Annotated in this window: 11 protein-coding genes; all 11 read right to left on the bottom strand. The window is 58.6% G+C overall.

Annotation, left to right across the window (positions count from 1 at the left end):
• Nucleotides 1-62: 62 nt before the first annotated feature.
• The 11 genes from LIX91_RS21055 to LIX91_RS21005 all read right to left on the bottom strand — a co-directional run bounded on the left by LIX91_RS21055 (nucleotide 63) and on the right by LIX91_RS21005 (nucleotide 16,308).
• Nucleotides 63-1,478 (bottom strand): sigma-54-dependent transcriptional regulator, encoded by a 1,416-nt coding sequence (locus LIX91_RS21055; protein ID WP_226489078.1) that lies wholly within the window; start codon nucleotides 1,476-1,478, stop codon nucleotides 63-65.
• Nucleotides 1,478-2,692 carry a sensor histidine kinase gene (locus tag LIX91_RS21050; protein WP_103697064.1) on the bottom strand — a complete coding sequence of 405 codons (1,215 nt, stop codon included), beginning with the start codon at nucleotides 2,690-2,692 and terminating at the stop codon, nucleotides 1,478-1,480. The genes LIX91_RS21055 and LIX91_RS21050 overlap by 1 nt, the downstream gene beginning before the upstream one ends.
• A 122-nt stretch (nucleotides 2,693-2,814) precedes the next feature.
• Nucleotides 2,815-4,290 carry a transcriptional regulator FleQ gene (fleQ, locus tag LIX91_RS21045; protein WP_003316803.1) on the bottom strand — a complete coding sequence of 492 codons (1,476 nt, stop codon included), beginning with the start codon at nucleotides 4,288-4,290 and terminating at the stop codon, nucleotides 2,815-2,817.
• Nucleotides 4,291-4,468: 178 nt separating this feature from the next.
• Nucleotides 4,469-4,765 carry a flagellar protein FliT gene (fliT, locus tag LIX91_RS21040; protein WP_003316802.1) on the bottom strand — a complete coding sequence of 99 codons (297 nt, stop codon included), beginning with the start codon at nucleotides 4,763-4,765 and terminating at the stop codon, nucleotides 4,469-4,471.
• Nucleotides 4,766-4,789: 24 nt separating this feature from the next.
• A complete protein-coding gene (fliS, locus tag LIX91_RS21035) occupies nucleotides 4,790-5,179 on the bottom strand; it encodes a flagellar export chaperone FliS (protein WP_032699175.1) in 390 nt (129 codons plus the stop codon).
• 124 nt (nucleotides 5,180-5,303) lie between these two features.
• The gene (gene fliD, locus LIX91_RS21030; protein WP_100073003.1) at nucleotides 5,304-6,755 is read right to left on the bottom strand and encodes a flagellar filament capping protein FliD; all 1,452 of its coding nucleotides are present in this window, start codon (nucleotides 6,753-6,755) and stop codon (nucleotides 5,304-5,306) included.
• 83 nt (nucleotides 6,756-6,838) lie between these two features.
• Nucleotides 6,839-7,231 carry a flagellar protein FlaG gene (locus tag LIX91_RS21025; RefSeq protein ID WP_003370107.1) on the bottom strand — a complete coding sequence of 131 codons (393 nt, stop codon included), beginning with the start codon at nucleotides 7,229-7,231 and terminating at the stop codon, nucleotides 6,839-6,841.
• Nucleotides 7,232-7,303: 72 nt separating this feature from the next.
• Nucleotides 7,304-8,152, bottom strand: coding sequence for a flagellin domain-containing protein (locus LIX91_RS21020; RefSeq protein WP_003417847.1), 849 nt, complete (start codon nucleotides 8,150-8,152; stop codon nucleotides 7,304-7,306).
• Nucleotides 8,153-8,480: 328 nt separating this feature from the next.
• A complete protein-coding gene (locus LIX91_RS21015; RefSeq protein ID WP_003316797.1) occupies nucleotides 8,481-9,407 on the bottom strand; it encodes a ketoacyl-ACP synthase III in 927 nt (308 codons plus the stop codon).
• A 307-nt stretch (nucleotides 9,408-9,714) separates the two neighbouring features.
• On the bottom strand, nucleotides 9,715-12,621 hold the full coding sequence (locus LIX91_RS21010) for a TIGR00180 family glycosyltransferase (protein ID WP_226489077.1): 2,907 nt from the start codon (nucleotides 12,619-12,621) through the stop codon (nucleotides 9,715-9,717).
• 114 nt (nucleotides 12,622-12,735) lie between these two features.
• Entirely contained in the window at nucleotides 12,736-16,308 is a 3,573-nt protein-coding gene (locus LIX91_RS21005) for a glycosyltransferase (protein ID WP_226489076.1), read from the bottom strand.
• Nucleotides 16,309-16,367: the final 59 nt, after the last annotated feature.

Raw genomic sequence — 16,367 nt, 5'->3', positions numbered from 1 at the left:
CTTGTATCACAGCAAAAATATTCAGTGACCGCCGATCGGGTGCGGCAATCAGTGTGCTTCGTTCATGTGGCAAACAGATAGGCTTCCACATCCATTCCGGCGTCACGCATCTGCGCCAGCTTGTAACGCAATGTACGCGGGCTGATACCCAGGCGTTCCGCAGCCTCCTTGCGACGTCCCCGTTCAGAACGCAGGGTGTCGATGATCATTTGAAACTCGTGACGCCTGAGGTCATCGCCCAGCGCGCCGGCAGATTCCGGACTGACAACGGCACCTGCATTCTCCGCCGCAGTAATGACGGTCACAGCCGCGGCAGCCTCGACCGGTGCGGCAACAGGCAGGCTGGTGACCGGCCCGGACAGACAGAAATCCTGCGCCTGAATCACCCCGCCCTGCTGCAGAATCAAGGCTCGCTGCACGGCGTTATCCAGCTCCCGCACATTTCCGGGCCATGGATAGCTCACCAGACACTGCTGCGCTTCGGCGGAAAGGCGAACCGGCGCGTGCTTCATTTTATTGACGTGCTTTGCCAGAAGCCGCTCGGCCAACGGCAGAATATCGGCAGTCCTTTGACGCAACGCCTGCCATGACAATGGAAATACCGACAGGCGATAAAACAGATCCTCACGAAAGCGCCCCGCCGCCACCTCACCCGCCAGATCGCGGTTGGTGGTCGCCACGACGCGAATGTCCAGAACGATCGGCTTGCGCGCGCCCACGCGCTCTACTTCGCGTTCCTGCAACACACGCAGCAATTTGGCTTGCAGCCCCAGAGGCATTTCGGAAATCTCGTCCAGCAGTATCGTCCCGCCGTCCGCCTGTTCAAACTTGCCAGCCTGGGCCGCAATCGCGCCGGTAAACGAACCCTTTTCATGACCGAATAACGTGGCTTCCAGCATATTGTCCGGAATCGCCGCACAGTTGATCGCAATAAAAGGCTTATCGGCACGGGGCGAGTTTTGATGAATGAAACGCGCCAAGACCTCTTTACCGGTCCCGGACTCGCCGGAGATCAGCACGGTGGAGTCGCTTTTTGCTACGCGGCTGGCCAGGTTCAGCAACTGAATACTGGCAGGCTCGACGGCAATCGGCCCGTCGCGCTCGGCAGGCTCCAGACGACCCAGTGCATGCCGCGCAACCAGCGCGATCAGCGCCTTGGGCTCGAAGGGTTTGACCAGGTAATCCGCTGCGCCCTGGCGCATGGCGTCGACCGCACGCTCGACCGCGCCATGTGCGGTCATCAGCAGCACCGGCAATTGCGGATGCCGGCTGCGCAACAGACTCAGCAGCTGGTGACCGTCCATGCCCGGCATGTTGACGTCACTGATCACCAGACTGAATGGCTGCGCCTCAGCGGCCACCAGCGCCTCTTCGGCGGAACCGACCGCCTGATAGTCATAACCGGCCAGCTCGAGGGTTTCCCCAAGCGCTTCCCGGAGCGAACGGTCATCCTCGACCAGCAGCACATTGATCGGCATCAGTTATTACCTGTCGAACTGCAAGCCGGGATCAACGGCAGGCTGATAATGGCGCAGGTACCACGGCCGACCCGCGACAAATAATGCACGCGTCCCTGATGCGCACGCGACACTGCCGTCACTACGGCCAGACCAAGCCCTGTGCCGGTGGTCTTGGTGGTAAAGAACGGTTCACCGATGCGCGCCAGCGCGGCCTTGTCAATGCCGCTGCCGTTATCGCTGAAGCAGATCCGCAGCTCGTTGCCACGACTGTAGGCGTGGACTTTCAGCAGCGTCCGGCCAGCGCTGGCCTGGACGGCGTTTTCAATCAGATTGAGCAGTGCGCCGACCAGTGTGTCGCGATTGCACAGCAACTCGCCATCGATGCTGTCGCACTGCCAACGCACCGACACGCCCTGAACATGCGTCGCAGCAGCATTTTGCAGCACCTGAAACAGAGCACCGGGCGTCAGGCGATCCGTCAGCGGCAGCTCGCCCCGGGCGAACACCAGCATGTCGCGAACCTGATGCTCCAGCTCATGCAAACGATCCTTGAGCCGCGCGGCGAAACGCTGCTGGGTTTCGACCGGCAGTTCCTGCTCGGTCAAATGGCTGGCGTAGATCATCGCAGCGGACAACGGTGTACGAATCTGATGCGCCAGAGAAGCGACCATACGCCCCAGTGAAGACAGACGCTCGTGACGGGCCAGCTGTTCCTGAAGATGACGGGTTTCGGTCAGGTCATTGAGCAATACCAACTGACCCGGCTCGGCATCCAGTGAGCGCGTGGCAATGGAGAGCCTGCGACCGTCCTTGAGGGAGACTTCGTGGCCGTCGTCCTCTCGGGGTGCAAAGCAACGGCTGATCACATGACGCCAGAGCATGCCCAGCAGCGGCTGCCCGAGCAGATCGATGGCAGCGGGGTTGGCTTCGCGCACGACGCCCATGCCATCAATGACGATCACCCCGCCAGGCAACAGATCAAGCAGATTCTGCAGACGGTTGGCCAGGCGTTCTTTTTCCGCCAGCTCCTGAAGGCGCTGGGCGCCGGCATGAGCCAGTTCGCCCTTGAGTTCGGTGACGCGCGCTTCGAGCAAGCCGTAGGAATCGGTCAGTTGCGCCGACATTTGATTGAACAGCGAGAATGCCTGCTCAAGCCCCTGACGACTTTCCAGCTCCGGGGAGTACTGAGCCTGAACAGATAGGGCGGAAGTCAGTTGGGCGGCCTGGGACATGGTTCATCTCTCTCGTGGCTAACCGTCAGTAAACGGTGTGTTAAGAGAGACTTAGCAATCCCCGTGCCTAAAAAAAACCCCTGAAAAATCAGGGGCTTGGTTTTTGGCACAAAAAACCGGCGTCAATCATCTGCCTGTTCATCGCCCTCGCGACGGCTCATACCGTACTTGCGCATCTTCTCGACCAGCGTGGTACGACGAATACGCAAGCGCTCCGCAGCGCGGGCAACGATGCCGTTGGCGTCGTCGAGCGCCTGCTGGATAAGGCCCTGCTCCAGACCACCGAGGTAGTCTTTCAGATCGAGCCCTTCAGGCGGCAGCATCGCGCCGGAAGCGAAGTTCGGCGTATTGCTGTTGATCGCTACACGCTCTTCGATCTCGCTGCGCATGCTGTCGACCATCTGCTCGTCTTCGTCGTCGACGTAGCGAAACTTCTTTGGCAGTTCGGCCACGCCGATTACGCCGTACGGGTGCATGATCGCCATGCGCTCGACCAGATTGGCCAGCTCACGAACGTTGCCCGGCCAGGCATGGCGACACAGCGACATGATGGCGGCGGAGTTGAAGCGAATCGAACCGCGCTTCTCGTGCTCCATGCGCGAAATCAATTCGTTCATGAGCAGCGGAATGTCTTCGACACGCTCGCGCAACGGCGCCATTTCGATCGGGAACACATTGAGACGGTAGTAAAGATCTTCGCGGAAGCTGCCCAGCTCGATCATGGTCTCGAGGTTCTTGTGCGTCGCGGCGATGATGCGCACATCGATACTTTGCGTCTTGTTGCTGCCCACACGTTCGAAAGTGCGTTCCTGCAGGACGCGCAGCAGCTTGACCTGCATGGGCAGCGGCATGTCGCCGATTTCGTCGAGGAACAAGGTACCGCCGTTGGCCAGCTCGAAGCGGCCGGCACGGCTGGTGATCGCGCCGGTAAACGCGCCCTTCTCGTGTCCGAACAGCTCGCTTTCGAGCAATTCGGCCGGAATGGCACCGCAGTTGACCGGCACGAACGGCGCATCACGACGCTTGGAGTGATAGTGCAGATTACGCGCAACCACTTCCTTGCCAGTGCCCGACTCGCCCAGAATCAGTACGCTGGCATCGGTGTCGGCGACCTGCTGCATCATCTGCCGCACGTGCTGAATCGCGCGGCTGGTACCTACCAGACTGCGGAACAGGTTGGGTTCACGATGACGGCCGCGCTCGCGAGCCTGGTCGTACATCTCGCGATAGACCTGGGCACGGTGCAGCGAATCGAGCAGCTTGCTGTAGCTGGGTGGCATTTCGAGTGCGGAAAGGACTCGTCTGCGCAAATCCTCGGGCAATTCGACAGAAGAATTTTCGCTCATCAGCAGCACAGGAAGGAACTCATCCCATGCCGCGATGGTCTTAAGGAGCCCTTGCAAACTGCCCGGCGCGTTTACGCTACCGACCAGTACGCAGAGTACTTCTCGTGGAGACGCCAGAGAGCCGACCACCTGCTGCCAGTCCTGACTGGAACAGGAGAGATTTTCTTCGCCAAGAAAATTCAGGATCACCGCCAGATCCCGGCGGCGCTGGCTATCGTCATCGATTAGCAGAATCTTGATTTCACGCCACATGCAATAGCAACTTCCCTAGTCAACTCAATGCCCATGATTGGGGGGCAGCTTGGCTTTCTCAGCTGTATAAACCTTGAGACGCCAGAAAATAGTAAACATCACTAGTTAAGTCAAAAAAACGGACACAGTCAAATTTATGGCGAAATTCTTGTCGAACAATAAAAATGACAATTAAACATTAACCAAACAGATGGTATACCTTCGTCGCGCTCTTCGCATTCTGGATTTGAGTCATTTCTTCGACAACCGCTTGACGCTCGCCGGTTGCAACATCAATCAGCTGCCTGTAGACACCCAATAACTCCTCAAGGTTGCTGCGCAATGCAGGTTCGTCGTCAGGCGCTTCGCTGACCACCGCGTCGACGCATTCGCGGCACGCCAGGTCCAGCTTGACGATAGCCTCCCAGTCACGATCTGCCAGCGCACCTACCAAGGCTTCGCGGGTTTCTTCGATACGCTTGAGCGCAGCACTCATTATTGCTCTCCTCAGACCAGCAGATTATTGCAAGGTGCCGATAGCGTCCCAGCCTTCCTTGACAGTGATCAACAGGCCGGCGACTTCATCGAGTATCTTCTGATCATTACGGGCGTTGGCTTCCGCCAGGCGCGTCATCATGTAGTGATAGAGACTGTCTTGCCTGAGCAGCGTGTCACTGGGTGAGTTCTCCAGATCCAGCCCCTCGCGCAGGCCGCCGACGATGTCGATGGCCTTGCTGATGAGCACGCCCTTGCTGGCGATATCCTTGCGCGCCATGGCGCCCTTGGCCTGAGCAATGCGGTCGAGGCCACCTTCCATCAACATTTGCACCAGACGATGAGGGCTGGCCTCTGAGGTCTGGGCCTGGGAGCCGATCTTCTGATACTGCCGCAACGCTAACATCGGATTCATAAGGGGCCTCGTAACAAATCCAGAATACTGATACTCAAGCTATCGACGCAGTGCGCAGAAACTTTAGCCCAAAAGCAGAAACCCGACACAGAGTCGGGTTGCTGATACTTCCACACTCGTTTTTTTACGAGGCGTTTTTCTGGGCGTTCATCGCTTCAAAAATCGAAGTAATGCTTGAAGCTGTCGCCTTTAACTGCCCGACGACCAGGTCCATCGCGTTGTATTTCTTGGTGAGGGTTTCCGTCAACGTGGTAATACGACGGTTGAGCGCCTCTTGATCACTGGCCAGTCGCGTCTGCACTTTATTGAGGCTGGAGGTCTTGCCAGCCAGAACGCCGTCGGCTTTCGTGTAAGGTTCAAGCGCAGTGTTCAGGCGTGCGATCAAGCCACCCGAAGTCGTGCCGTCAGCGCTGGTTACACCGGTGAACATCGCCTGAATCTGGCTGCCCAGCTTCTTGTCGCTCAACGCTGTAGTCAATTCGGTGGTGTTCAACGACAACTTGCCGTCAGCCTGCTGAGTCTTGATCCCCAATTGCGCCAGGGAACTCAAACCGGCATTCGACGTGGCAGTGGAAATCTGGTCGCGTATCGTTGCCAACAGCGCACGCGGGGTGGAGTCGCCAGTCAATGCAGCGGCAGTGTATTTACCATCACTGTCGACAGTGCCCTTGGTCAACGAGGACACCAGTGAAACCAGCGTGTTGTAAGAGTCGACAAACGACTGCAATGAGGTTTTCAGACCATCGGTGTTGGTGGCGACCGTGACTGTGGTCGATGCCGAAGGATCAGAAGACGCGCTGGGCGCGACCAATTCGAATGTCAGACCGGAAATCGCCGTGCTCACGGTATTGGTCTTGCTGGTCAGACTCAGGCCATCGACCGTGAATGCGGCGTCCTTGGCGACAGCGGTAATCGCACCAGCGCCGGTACTGGATTCACTCATCAACTTGGTGCCATCGATGTTAAGTGCTTCCTGGCCGGAAGCACCCGTCACCGAAATGTCACTGCCCTTGCCGGTGGTCGTCGAACTGAACACCAGCCTGGAACCGTTGCTGTCGTTGATGATGTTGGCGGTGATGCCTTTACCCTGCAGCGTCGAGTTGATCTTGTCGCGCACTTCCTGCAGCGTCGAGGTCTTGTCGATCGCCACGTTGTAATCAGTGCCATTTTGAGTGATTTTCAGCGTACCACTCGGAATAGCACTCGACTGCGTCGAGTCCAGCGCGGCGGTAGCCACCTTCGAAGGTGTTGCCAGCTGGCTTATGTTAATCGCGTAGGAGCCGTTGACTGCCGTGTTGCCCGCTGTGGCCTTGACCACCGACTCATTGGCAGACGTGGCAGCAAAGCCCTGGAAGGCAGGCGTGGTGGAGCTGGCCAGGGTATCCAGCGTTTTCTGGAACGCAGCCAGTGCAGACGTCAACTGACTGACACCCGACAGGGATGCAGTCGTGGAGGCGCTCTGCTTGTCGATCTGGTTTTGCTTGGGCGCTTTTTCAGCACCGACAAGACCTTCGACGATGCTGGAAATTGCCAGCCCCGAACCCAGGCCTGTTGTAGAGGTAATCGGACTTGCCATGGTGCTTCTCCCTTCAAGAATGCCGCGGGGCTCGCCGCCCTTTCAAAAGGCGAATGACCCGGCAACACATACCGTACCGGCGATCAGGCCTTGGCGCGGAACAACAAACTGTTCGCATCACTCAGGCTATCGGCCAGCTTCAGGATTTCTGCATTGGGAATCTGTCGTACTACTTCACCGGAATCGCTTGCAATCACTTTGACAATGACTTTGCCAGAATCTTCGTCGATCGAAAACTCGAGATTGCGCTTGACCTCGTGAAAGAACTTCTGGATGTCCTCGGCGGCTGCCTTGACTTTGGCATCGTCCTTGGAATCATCCTTGTGCAGACCGGAGCCTTTACTTTCAGCCGTGGCGGCAACACGCTCGACGGGCGCCTTATCGGCAGGCTTGTCAACGGACGCGTCCGGCACAGGGGCCTGACTCGTCGGTTGAACGGCCGGATAAGTCACGTTCAACTTCACACTCATATCCATGACCATCACCTCAGAAAGCAAAAAAGCGAGAGAGCACTGTTAAGTACTCCCCCGCTAAAACTCACGCCGATATTACTGAAGCAGTTTCAGTACAGCGGATGGCAGCTGGTTAGCCTGAGCCAGAACAGAGGTGGAAGCCTGTTGCAGGGTCTGTTGCTTGGTCAGCTGTGCAGTTTCAGCAGCGAAGTCGGTATCCTGGATACGACCCAGTGCAGCACTGGCGTTTTCGTTGATGTTCTGCAGGTTGGAGATGGTGCTGGTCAGACGGTTTTGTGCAGCACCGAGATCAGAACGAGTGCTGTTGATGGTCTGCAGAGCCGAGTCGATAGCGGCCATTGCAGCAGAGAAGTTGGTCTCTGCAGCAGCACTGTCGGAACCGACGATGGTGATGGCCGAACCGACACCCAGGGTGTTTGCGTCAAAGCTGGCGCTCAGAGTCAGAGTGATCTGGTTCGAGGCGCCGGAGTTGGAGCCAACCTGGAAAGTCATGGTGCTGGCAGAACCGTCGATCAGGTTTTTGCCGTTCAGGTTGGTGCTCTGAGCGATACGGGTCAGTTCCGAACTCATCTGAGTGAATTCTTTGTTCAGCGCAACGCGGTCAGTGTCGCTGTTGCTGTCGTTTCGCGACTGAACAGCCAGTTCACGCATACGTTGCAGAATGTTGGTCGACTCTTGCAGCGCGCCTTCAGCGGTCTGAGCAATGGACATACCGTCGTTGGCGTTTTTGATCGCCATGGTCTGACCTTTGATCTGCGAGTTGATCTTGGTGGCGATGTTCAGGCCAGCAGCGTCGTCTTTGGCGCTGTTGATTTTCAGACCGGAAGACAGACGAGTCATCGAGGTCGAAAGGGCGTCGGAAGCGCGACCCAGGTTCTTCTGGACGTTCAACGATGCTACGTTGGTGTTTACTGTTAAAGCCATGATGAATTCCTCGTTGGTTTGGTACTACGTGGCTTCCGGCCCCTGCAAGCGCCGGGTGTGCCTAGAGAACCTTCGTAATAGTTATCGTCGCGATGGCAGGTTGCTTGAGTGTTTTTTTTTAATATTTTGCCATCATCGTGACACCCCTTATAAAACAAGGGTTTGGGGGCATAAACCCGCGACGGAACAGAGAGAAATTCATGACAGTCAGAAGTGGCGACAGCCGAGCGCGTTGTGCCACGAAGTTAAAAGTGTGACGTGGATCACTATTTAATTTAAAAACGCCCGGGCAGTTATCCGCAGGCGTTCTTTGTAAGACGAGGCGAACTCAGTCTTTATAGATAATTGCAGAGCCCCAGGACAGCCCCACACCAAAACCACTCAAGGCGACGCGCTTCCATGAAGAGCCGAGCACGTGCTTTTCGATCAGCAGCGGAATGCTCGATGACACGGTGTTGCCGGTTTCGACCATGTCCTTGAGAAACTTCTCGGGCTTGTCTTCGAAGCGCCGCGCGACCGCATCGACGATCGCGGCACTGCCCTGGTGAATACAGAAGGCATCGATATCGTCAGGAGTCAGATCCGACTCGGCCAATAGCTCATGCAGATGCGCTGGCACTTTCAACAGTGCGAAGTTGAACACCTGGCGACCGTTCATGAAGAAAATGCCGTTGCTGACCTTGAGATGTGGCGCGCCGGAACCATCGGTACCGAATTTCGCCTTGCCCAGCTGCCATTCGGCCCCCTCGCCCATCCAGGTGGCCGTCGCCGCGTCACCGAACAGCATGGTGGTGTTGCGGTCTTCAGGGTCGACAATTTTCGAATACGGGTCGGCAGTGATCAACAAGCCGTTTTTCAAGCCTGCCGCTTCCATGAAGCCCTTGATCGCATAAATGCCGTACACATAGCCGGAACAGCCCAGCGATATATCGAATGCAGCGACGTTGGTCGACAGCCCCAGCTTGTCCTGAACGATGGCTGCGGTATGCGGCAGCCCTTCCTCGTCGCCATTCTGGGTGACGACGATCAGCACATCGATGCTTTCGCGCTTGAGCTGCGGATTATTGGCAAACAGTGTGTTGGCTGCCTCAACGCACAGATCCGAGGTTTCCTGGCCGGCGTCTTTGCGCGGCAGGAAGGTGGAGCCGATTTTCCCAAGGATGAATTCTTCATCCTTGCCGAATTTGGCGCCTTGAGCGTAGTTATCAACACCTGCAACAGGCACGTAACTCGCTATGCTTTTAATGCCAATCATCATGGCTTCCCGATGAGTAAACAGGTCATTTTTCGTCCCGACGAAATCGGGGCGCTACCGAATAGGGGTGATTTACGGACATTTTCAGGGCGCTTGGCAGGTTAAAGCAAGTCAGGCGCATGTCGCTCCCTGTAAAACAATACAGTGGAGATGCACTTTATGACCCGCAGGTCACTCCCGTCTGCATGCTTTAGGATAATTTGCGTCGAGGGGACATGCACTGGATCCTGGCCTGAAGCTTACTACGAGGAAGCCTTCAAGGCAGCGAACCGGCCGCGAGGCAGCCGGTTTTACGAGGGTAAACGACTCAAACGGCCAGAGTGAAGCCCTTGCCGTGGAGATCCAGATTGACGTTGTAGGCTTCATCCTGCGCGAACTGCGCTGACCACTTGTCCATCAATGCTTCGCGCGCCTGCTGCGGGGCATGCAGCACACCGGAATGCACCACCTGCACATGCGGCGTCCATACGGTCAGGTAGCCGGCCTGCGCAGCCTTGAGGCAAAGGTCGACATCGGCAAGCGCTTCGGCGAATAGATCTTCATCCAGACCGCCCACAGCGTTGTACAGCTCCTTGGCAATCATCAGGCAGGCCGATGACACGGCAGAGTAGTTCTGCTCGACCACCAGGCGCTGCATGTAGCCGGTGGCGGTCTTCGGCTCGCCGACAAACCCCGAACCCACGCCGCCATTGAGTCCCAGCACCAGACCAGCCTGAGTCACTGCACCTTCGCCATCCACCAGCTTGGCGCCTACCACGCCCACTTCCGGGCGCTGCGCCTGGTTGAGCAGTGACTCGATCCAGCCGACATTGACGATCTGACTTTCGGCATCCAGCAGGATCAGGTATTCGCCACCGGCTTCCTGGCTGATCAGATTATGCAGCGCTGCAGGACTCATGCGCTGTTCGGCACGGAACACCCGCACGCGACCCGACACTTGCTCCTGCCGGTCAAGCCAGGTCGACAGTTCGGCAGAGGTGCTGGCGTTGTCACCGATCAGCACTTCATAACGCTGATAGCGGGTGCGTTGCAGAATGCTTTGCAGGCAGCGCTGCAATTCGGGCAGGTTGTCCTGGCTGTGCAGCAGGATCGAAACCACCGGCCGATGGGCGTGGCGATAATCGATCTTGTAGGTGCCAGGCTGCGCCGAGCTGACTTCCGCCTGATAACCGCGCTTGCCAAGGTGGCGCTTGAGCGCTTTCTGTTCGTCCGGATTGTCTTTCAGCTCGGGCGCATCACAGATCAGCAGCGGTTCGCTGAGATGGGCCAGGCCGCTCATGCCGCCCTGCTCGATCAGACGCAGCAACAGATCGAATTCCAGCGCCTCGGGGAACTCGCGCGAGTAACCACCCGCCTCGACCAGCAACTCGCGACGCACCAGCCAGTGACGGGCCATCAGTGCCGGCAGGCTTTGCAGCAGATCAAGATTGAAGCCGGGACGGAACACCGAGGTCAGCGTGCCATTGGCTTGACGCTGAATCTCGTCCACGGCAACAGCCCGGCACTGCGCCGCATCGATCAGCTCGGCGCTGGCCAGCAGCAGACCGCTGCGGGTGAACTCTTCGCCGGCCTGTGCCAGCATCAGCCAGTCGCTGGGCGACTGTTTGACGACCTGATTGATCTTGTCGACGTAGTTGCTTTCAGTGACTTTCACAAAGTGCAAGGTATTGTGCAGCGTGGTCACGGCTGGCAATTCCCCGGTGGTGAACACCACCACCCTGAAGGCCTTGTAGTGACTATTGATCAGGCTGTCGAACGTGGCCTGCAGCTTGAATACGTCCGCCTCCAGGTCCAGCAACAGGACACCGATCTGCGACCCGGCCGGTTTGCTGGCGAGCTTGTCGCTGATCTGCTTGAGGGCCTCAGGCGCCGGATCACGCGAATCGAGCCAGTTGAGCAGTTGACCGGAAGCCATGCCATCGAGCAGCCGACCGTTGTCGAAACCGGATGCCGCCTGCAGACGCTGGCTCCAGGCCGAAACCATTTCGATCTGCTTTTCACTGTCCTTGCCTTTGCCGCTGATCAACTCCGCGATCAGGCTCTGCACGACACCCTGGTTGAAGGCGTAGGTTTCGTAGGCGTACCACAGGCGACTGATGCGCGCTTCAGCATCCGGGTTGCTCTGCTCGCGCAACAATTCAGCCTGCTTGAGCAGCACCGCTTCCAGCCCTTCCAGCTGCAAACGACCCGCTGGCATGAGGTGGATCAGGAATTCGATTCTGGCCAGCTCATCGAACAACGCCTGGTTGTAGAACGGCATTTCGACAAACTGACGAGGCTCGAACAGCGCGTCCGATTGCTCAAGGCCGACATTCCACACCGCGCTGATGATTTTCTCATCGCCCTGGAAGCCCTGAGTCTTGAGGCATTCACCCATGGCTGCGAGACCGGCCTGAATCTTCTGCTCGCCCTGTGCGCCTTCGAAGCCCGAGCCTACGCCGAGCAGCGCGACCAGTTTCTTGGCGAACGCATCGCGGGATGCTCTGGCCTTGGGATCGGTGTGCCTGACGGCGGCGGCAATGGCCAAGCCATGGCGTAGCTCGGCCTGCTTGCCCGAGGTGAAGTGCAGTGCATAAGGGATTGGCAGGATGCGCAGGCGGGCCGCCGCAACCAGATAGTTCATGTGGCCGATTTCCTGCCAGTGCAGCTCGGTGTCATCGGTAACCGACGTGAACCACTGCTGCGCCAGTTCCGTGCGAGTCACTGCGTTGAGCAGCGACAGACTTTCGCTCATGAAACCCAGAACCCGCTCGCCCGCGTCCTCCGAGGCATAGTCTTCGCAGGTTTTGCGATCGCGGCGGAAATAGTCCACCTGACCGACCTGCGCCTGATAGCTCAGGCTGTAGCCCTGACAGGCGCCGTAGGTCGGGTTGGCCTCAAGAAAGCTCAGCGCTGCGCGCAGTGCATCAGGCAGTAAAAAACTGTCGACCGGAGCCTGAACCACGAACGGCGTGGTCACCTGCTTGAGACCCTCTGCCACCCTGACGCCGAGGCTGGCATTGGCCAGCGCGTCACTGTGCAGATAATGCAAGCCAGCGCTTGCGGCAATTTCCGCATCAGGCTGGACTGACGCATCGACCACTATGAGGTTGCACGGGAACTCACTGTAATACTTCAAGGCGCGGCGCAGGAAGTCTGGCTGGTCCTTGGCCATCAACAGCAGGGTCAGACGCTGATTCAAAGCGGTGTGTTCATTTCCCGAATGGCTTTGCATGATCTTTCCTTATAACGAATCGATTGCGCCTTCAACCGCAGCGGGCGTTGAAGCAAGGGCGTAGCGTGGCCGCGCCAGCGGGCAACCCGCTGGTGCGTGTTCAAACGGATCGGATCAGTCCGGCAACCAGCCGTTGGCCCAATATTGCAGGTTTTCGCCGCGCAACATGAAGTCACGCAGTACTGTCTCGCGCAACTCGTCGCCCATGCGGTAACTGGCATTGGGGTCGGACAGGTGCATGCGGATCGCCTGCAACCACTCTTCGGAGCTGTTGGTGTACACCCGGGTTGCCGGCAGATGGCCGCGATACGCCTCGGTGTCGGAACAGATTACCGGGTAGCCACAGGCGCCGTACTCAAGCAACCTGAGGTTGCTTTTGCAGTCATTGAAAATATGAAATTCCAGCGGCGCCAAGGCCAGATCAAGGTTCAGGCTGGCGAGCTTGGCCGGGTAGGTTTTCAGGCTGACCCCCGGATGGAACTCATGGATGTAGGGCTTGAGCAGATCCGGGCACATGCCGAAGAACACCCACTCGACTTCATCAGCCAGTTCGCGCACCACATCGGCAATCAGCTCAAGATCCCCGCGATGGCTGGTTCCGCCGCCCCAGCCGATACGCGGCTTGTCCGAGCTGCGACGCTGGGTCCTGAGGTTGCTCCACAAGTGGGTCGCCAGCATGTTCGGCACGACGCGAATGTCGCTATGCATACTCGACAGCGCCTCGGCCAGCGGGTGAGTCGACACGACCACACGGTCACACAGGCCTATACCCTTGCGCAGCATGGCGCCGATGTTGTCCGGCATGTTGCGCTTGTGCTCGTTGCGCTCGGGGACATCGGCGATGTAGTCATCAAGCTCGAAAATACGCATGGCATTGGAGTAGTTCTTTGCCAGCTCGATGTCCGGAACCTTGGCTTCTGTGTAACGCCCCTGAAAAACGATGACATCTGGCGACTGGCGCTCTATTTCGACGGGCGTTGCGGTCTCGTAAGTCATCCGGCCAACCACCCGCCCGGCCGCCATCAACTCCAGCAGGGGCTGGCTGACCCGGTAGTGACCCACCGCCGAGGAGTTGACCGCCATACCGAAAATGAAAGGCAGATGGCGGGTGCAGAACGGGCTCCAGCCCGCCAGCAGACCAGGGTCCAGGGTGAACGACAGCGCCTCGTTGAGGTACAGGTTGGGGTTGTAGGCCTGATCCCTGGCCATCTTCGGCAGCCACTTCTGGAAGAACGATTTCTGCTCGTTGTCGAGTACCTGACGAGACGTCTCGTTACGTTCGGCGGCAGCAGGCTCAGCCAGTACCAGGGATGAATCCGGGGTACCGACGATCAGGTAACCCTCGCGCCCGACGCGCATGCACAGGTCCAGGTCCTGCAGGCCCTGGGTGAAGGTCGCCGCCTCCAGCGCGCCAACAGCGTCGAACACGTCCTTGCGCACCATCAGGCAATTGCCGCTGACCGCGCTCCAGTTCTGGGTCAATTGCAGACGCTGCATGTAGCCGCTGGCCCCTGCGGGGAAATTGATGAACGGCCGACCGGCCAGGCCATCCATACCCATGACCATGCCGGCGTACAGAATATTGCCTTGCGGATTGAGGATACGTGGGCCGACGATCCCGACCTCGGGGCGCTGGGCATGGTGGATCAGCCCCTGCAGCCAGTCCGCCTGATGAATCAGGGCATAGGCGCTGAGCATCAGCAGATAATCGCCACGCGCCTGACCGGCGGCATGATTCTGGGCGGTTGCTTCGCTGCCAGCCTCGGACAGGGAAAAAATCCGCAGCTTGTCGCTGCCCAGCTCACTCATCGCCGTGAACCATGCGCGGGCTTCGGCGCTTTCGCTGGCGTTGTCGACGATCAGGACTTCGTAATTCGGGTAGGTGGTATTGCTGAGCAGACTGTCTATGCAGCGCTCCAGGGCGCCCAGTTGATCCCTGGCGGTGATGATGATCGACACCAGAGGCAGCGACGGGTGAACGTACTCGATGCGATTGAGCAACGGCAACTGATCGTGATGAATCACGTGTTCTCTGCCGATCCGTGACAGGTGGGCTGCAACCAGAGGCTCGCTGTGCTTGATGACACCAGGCAGTGACAGCCAGTCAGCGAATGCCAGACGCGACTCGACCTGCACTTCGGCGATGTGCTCGATACTCTGCGGCCCTGCCCCCTCGACCAGGCGCCAGATCACATCGTGCGGGGCGAGCTCATCGAAGGCCGGATCGAAACCGCCCATGTCCTGCAGATTTCGACGTTCGAACGCCAGCGTGCGCCCGACATAGGGATAGGCACGCAGCAGGTCCAGGTTGAATCCGGGTTTGAAAATCGGCTCTCTGGACTCGTCCTCGACCAGCGCGCCTTCGTCGCTGTAGACACACAGCAGTCCGGGAGTCTGAGCGATACGCTCCGCCAGAATCAGCAGCGCTGGCTGCGTCAGCCGGTCACCGGAGCGCAACAGGTAGACCCAGTCGGCACTGTCCAGCAGTGGCAATACTTCGTTCAGTTGCCGAGCCCAGTCCGGCTGCAGAGAAAAACGCAGCACCTGCGGATCGTCGACACTGGCATTGGTCAGCACCACCACAGAGTCTGCGGCATAGTCCTGTTCGGCCAGACTGCGCAAGGTGATATCGAGGGCCTCGGCATCGCCATCCGCATCGATGATCACCGGCACGATACGTGGCTGCCAGGCCCAACTGACGATGCGCTGCTCCAGCAACTTTTTTTGCGGCTCGGAAAACCTACGGCAGGACAGCCACTCGGTGTAAAGCTCTGCGTAGCTGTCACTGCTGCTGCCGACGCGGCTCATCATGATGCCCTGGCGACCAGCCATCACCCCGTAGAGGCCGACCTCATCCCACTCGCGCGGCTCTTCGTGCGCGCGGCGCAGAGGCAGAAAACGCACCCAGCCCTGGGCCGGTGCGTCTTCGCCGCTACGCGCCTTGAGCATTTCGTTCAGCCAGCCCCATTCGGTGGTGGCTTTCTGGTACATATCGCCCTGACTGCTGAAGCGCCCCGGGTGCAGGCGTTCGGTACTCTGGATGCTGTGCAGCACAACCAGATTGCCGCGCCGCAGCAGGCAGATGAACAGCGTGAAATCCAGCAGCGCGACGAAACCCTGCGGCAGCGCAATGGACGGCAGGTATTCCTGGACATCGGCGCGACGCATCAGCGCGCCACTGAAGCCGCCCAGATAATTGCGTGGCGTGCGCTCGAAAATCGCCAGCATGTCCTCGCCCTTGAACACGGCGTCGTAGGGCACGAGGCCGACGTTTTCCATGCGGGCCGGCAGGACATAATCATCGACGTCCACCAGATGGCGTTTGCTGATGACGAGCTGGACATCCTTATAGGTATCGAGGGTTTGCGCCTGATGCGCAACGCAGTAGTTATAGAGGCGGTCGTCATCGCAGAGAAACTTGATGTACTCGCCGCTCGCCTGCTCCAGACACTTGAGCAGATTGCCCTGAAACCCCAGGCGCTGAGGATTGCGCAGGTAACGGGCCCGGTCGCTGTCGGGAGCCACCAGTTCGTCGAAAATCGCCTTGATCTCGTCGCTACGGCAATCGTCACAGACGATGATTTCGAAATTGTCGTAGACCTGGTCGAGCGCACTTTGCAGCGCTGCGCGGAAGAAGCGCGGATTGAAGGCGGGAATGACAATACTGACGAGGGGGACTGAATTCACTATGACTGACTCGCGAGCGGCTGGGGGCCCTTCAGTCGAGTGGCCCCCCTCACCGCTGA

Origin of the sequence: Pseudomonas sp. B20, assembly GCF_020515755.1 — a bacterium.
GTDB lineage: Bacteria > Pseudomonadota > Gammaproteobacteria > Pseudomonadales > Pseudomonadaceae > Aquipseudomonas > Aquipseudomonas syringae.
Note: the sequence above shows the minus strand (reverse complement) of the source record. Positions and strands in the feature narration are given on the sequence as shown.

What these genes read in the sequence shown, in the direction of transcription:
- LIX91_RS21055 (WP_226489078.1), bottom strand. Translation starts at nt 1,478, where the DNA reads ATGCCGATCAATGTGCTGCTGGTCGAGGATGACCGTTCGCTCCGGGAA.
- LIX91_RS21050 (WP_103697064.1), bottom strand. Translation starts at nt 2,692, where the DNA reads ATGTCCCAGGCCGCCCAACTGACTTCCGCCCTATCTGTTCAGGCTCAG.
- fleQ (WP_003316803.1), bottom strand. Translation starts at nt 4,290, where the DNA reads ATGTGGCGTGAAATCAAGATTCTGCTAATCGATGACGATAGCCAGCGC.
- fliT (WP_003316802.1), bottom strand. Translation starts at nt 4,765, where the DNA reads ATGAGTGCTGCGCTCAAGCGTATCGAAGAAACCCGCGAAGCCTTGGTA.
- fliS (WP_032699175.1), bottom strand. Translation starts at nt 5,179, where the DNA reads ATGAATCCGATGTTAGCGTTGCGGCAGTATCAGAAGATCGGCTCCCAG.
- fliD (WP_100073003.1), bottom strand. Translation starts at nt 6,755, where the DNA reads ATGGCAAGTCCGATTACCTCTACAACAGGCCTGGGTTCGGGGCTGGCA.
- LIX91_RS21025 (WP_003370107.1), bottom strand. Translation starts at nt 7,231, where the DNA reads ATGGATATGAGTGTGAAGTTGAACGTGACTTATCCGGCCGTTCAACCG.
- LIX91_RS21020 (WP_003417847.1), bottom strand. Translation starts at nt 8,152, where the DNA reads ATGGCTTTAACAGTAAACACCAACGTAGCATCGTTGAACGTCCAGAAG.
- LIX91_RS21015 (WP_003316797.1), bottom strand. Translation starts at nt 9,407, where the DNA reads ATGATTGGCATTAAAAGCATAGCGAGTTACGTGCCTGTTGCAGGTGTT.
- LIX91_RS21010 (WP_226489077.1), bottom strand. Translation starts at nt 12,621, where the DNA reads ATGCAAAGCCATTCGGGAAATGAACACACCGCTTTGAATCAGCGTCTG.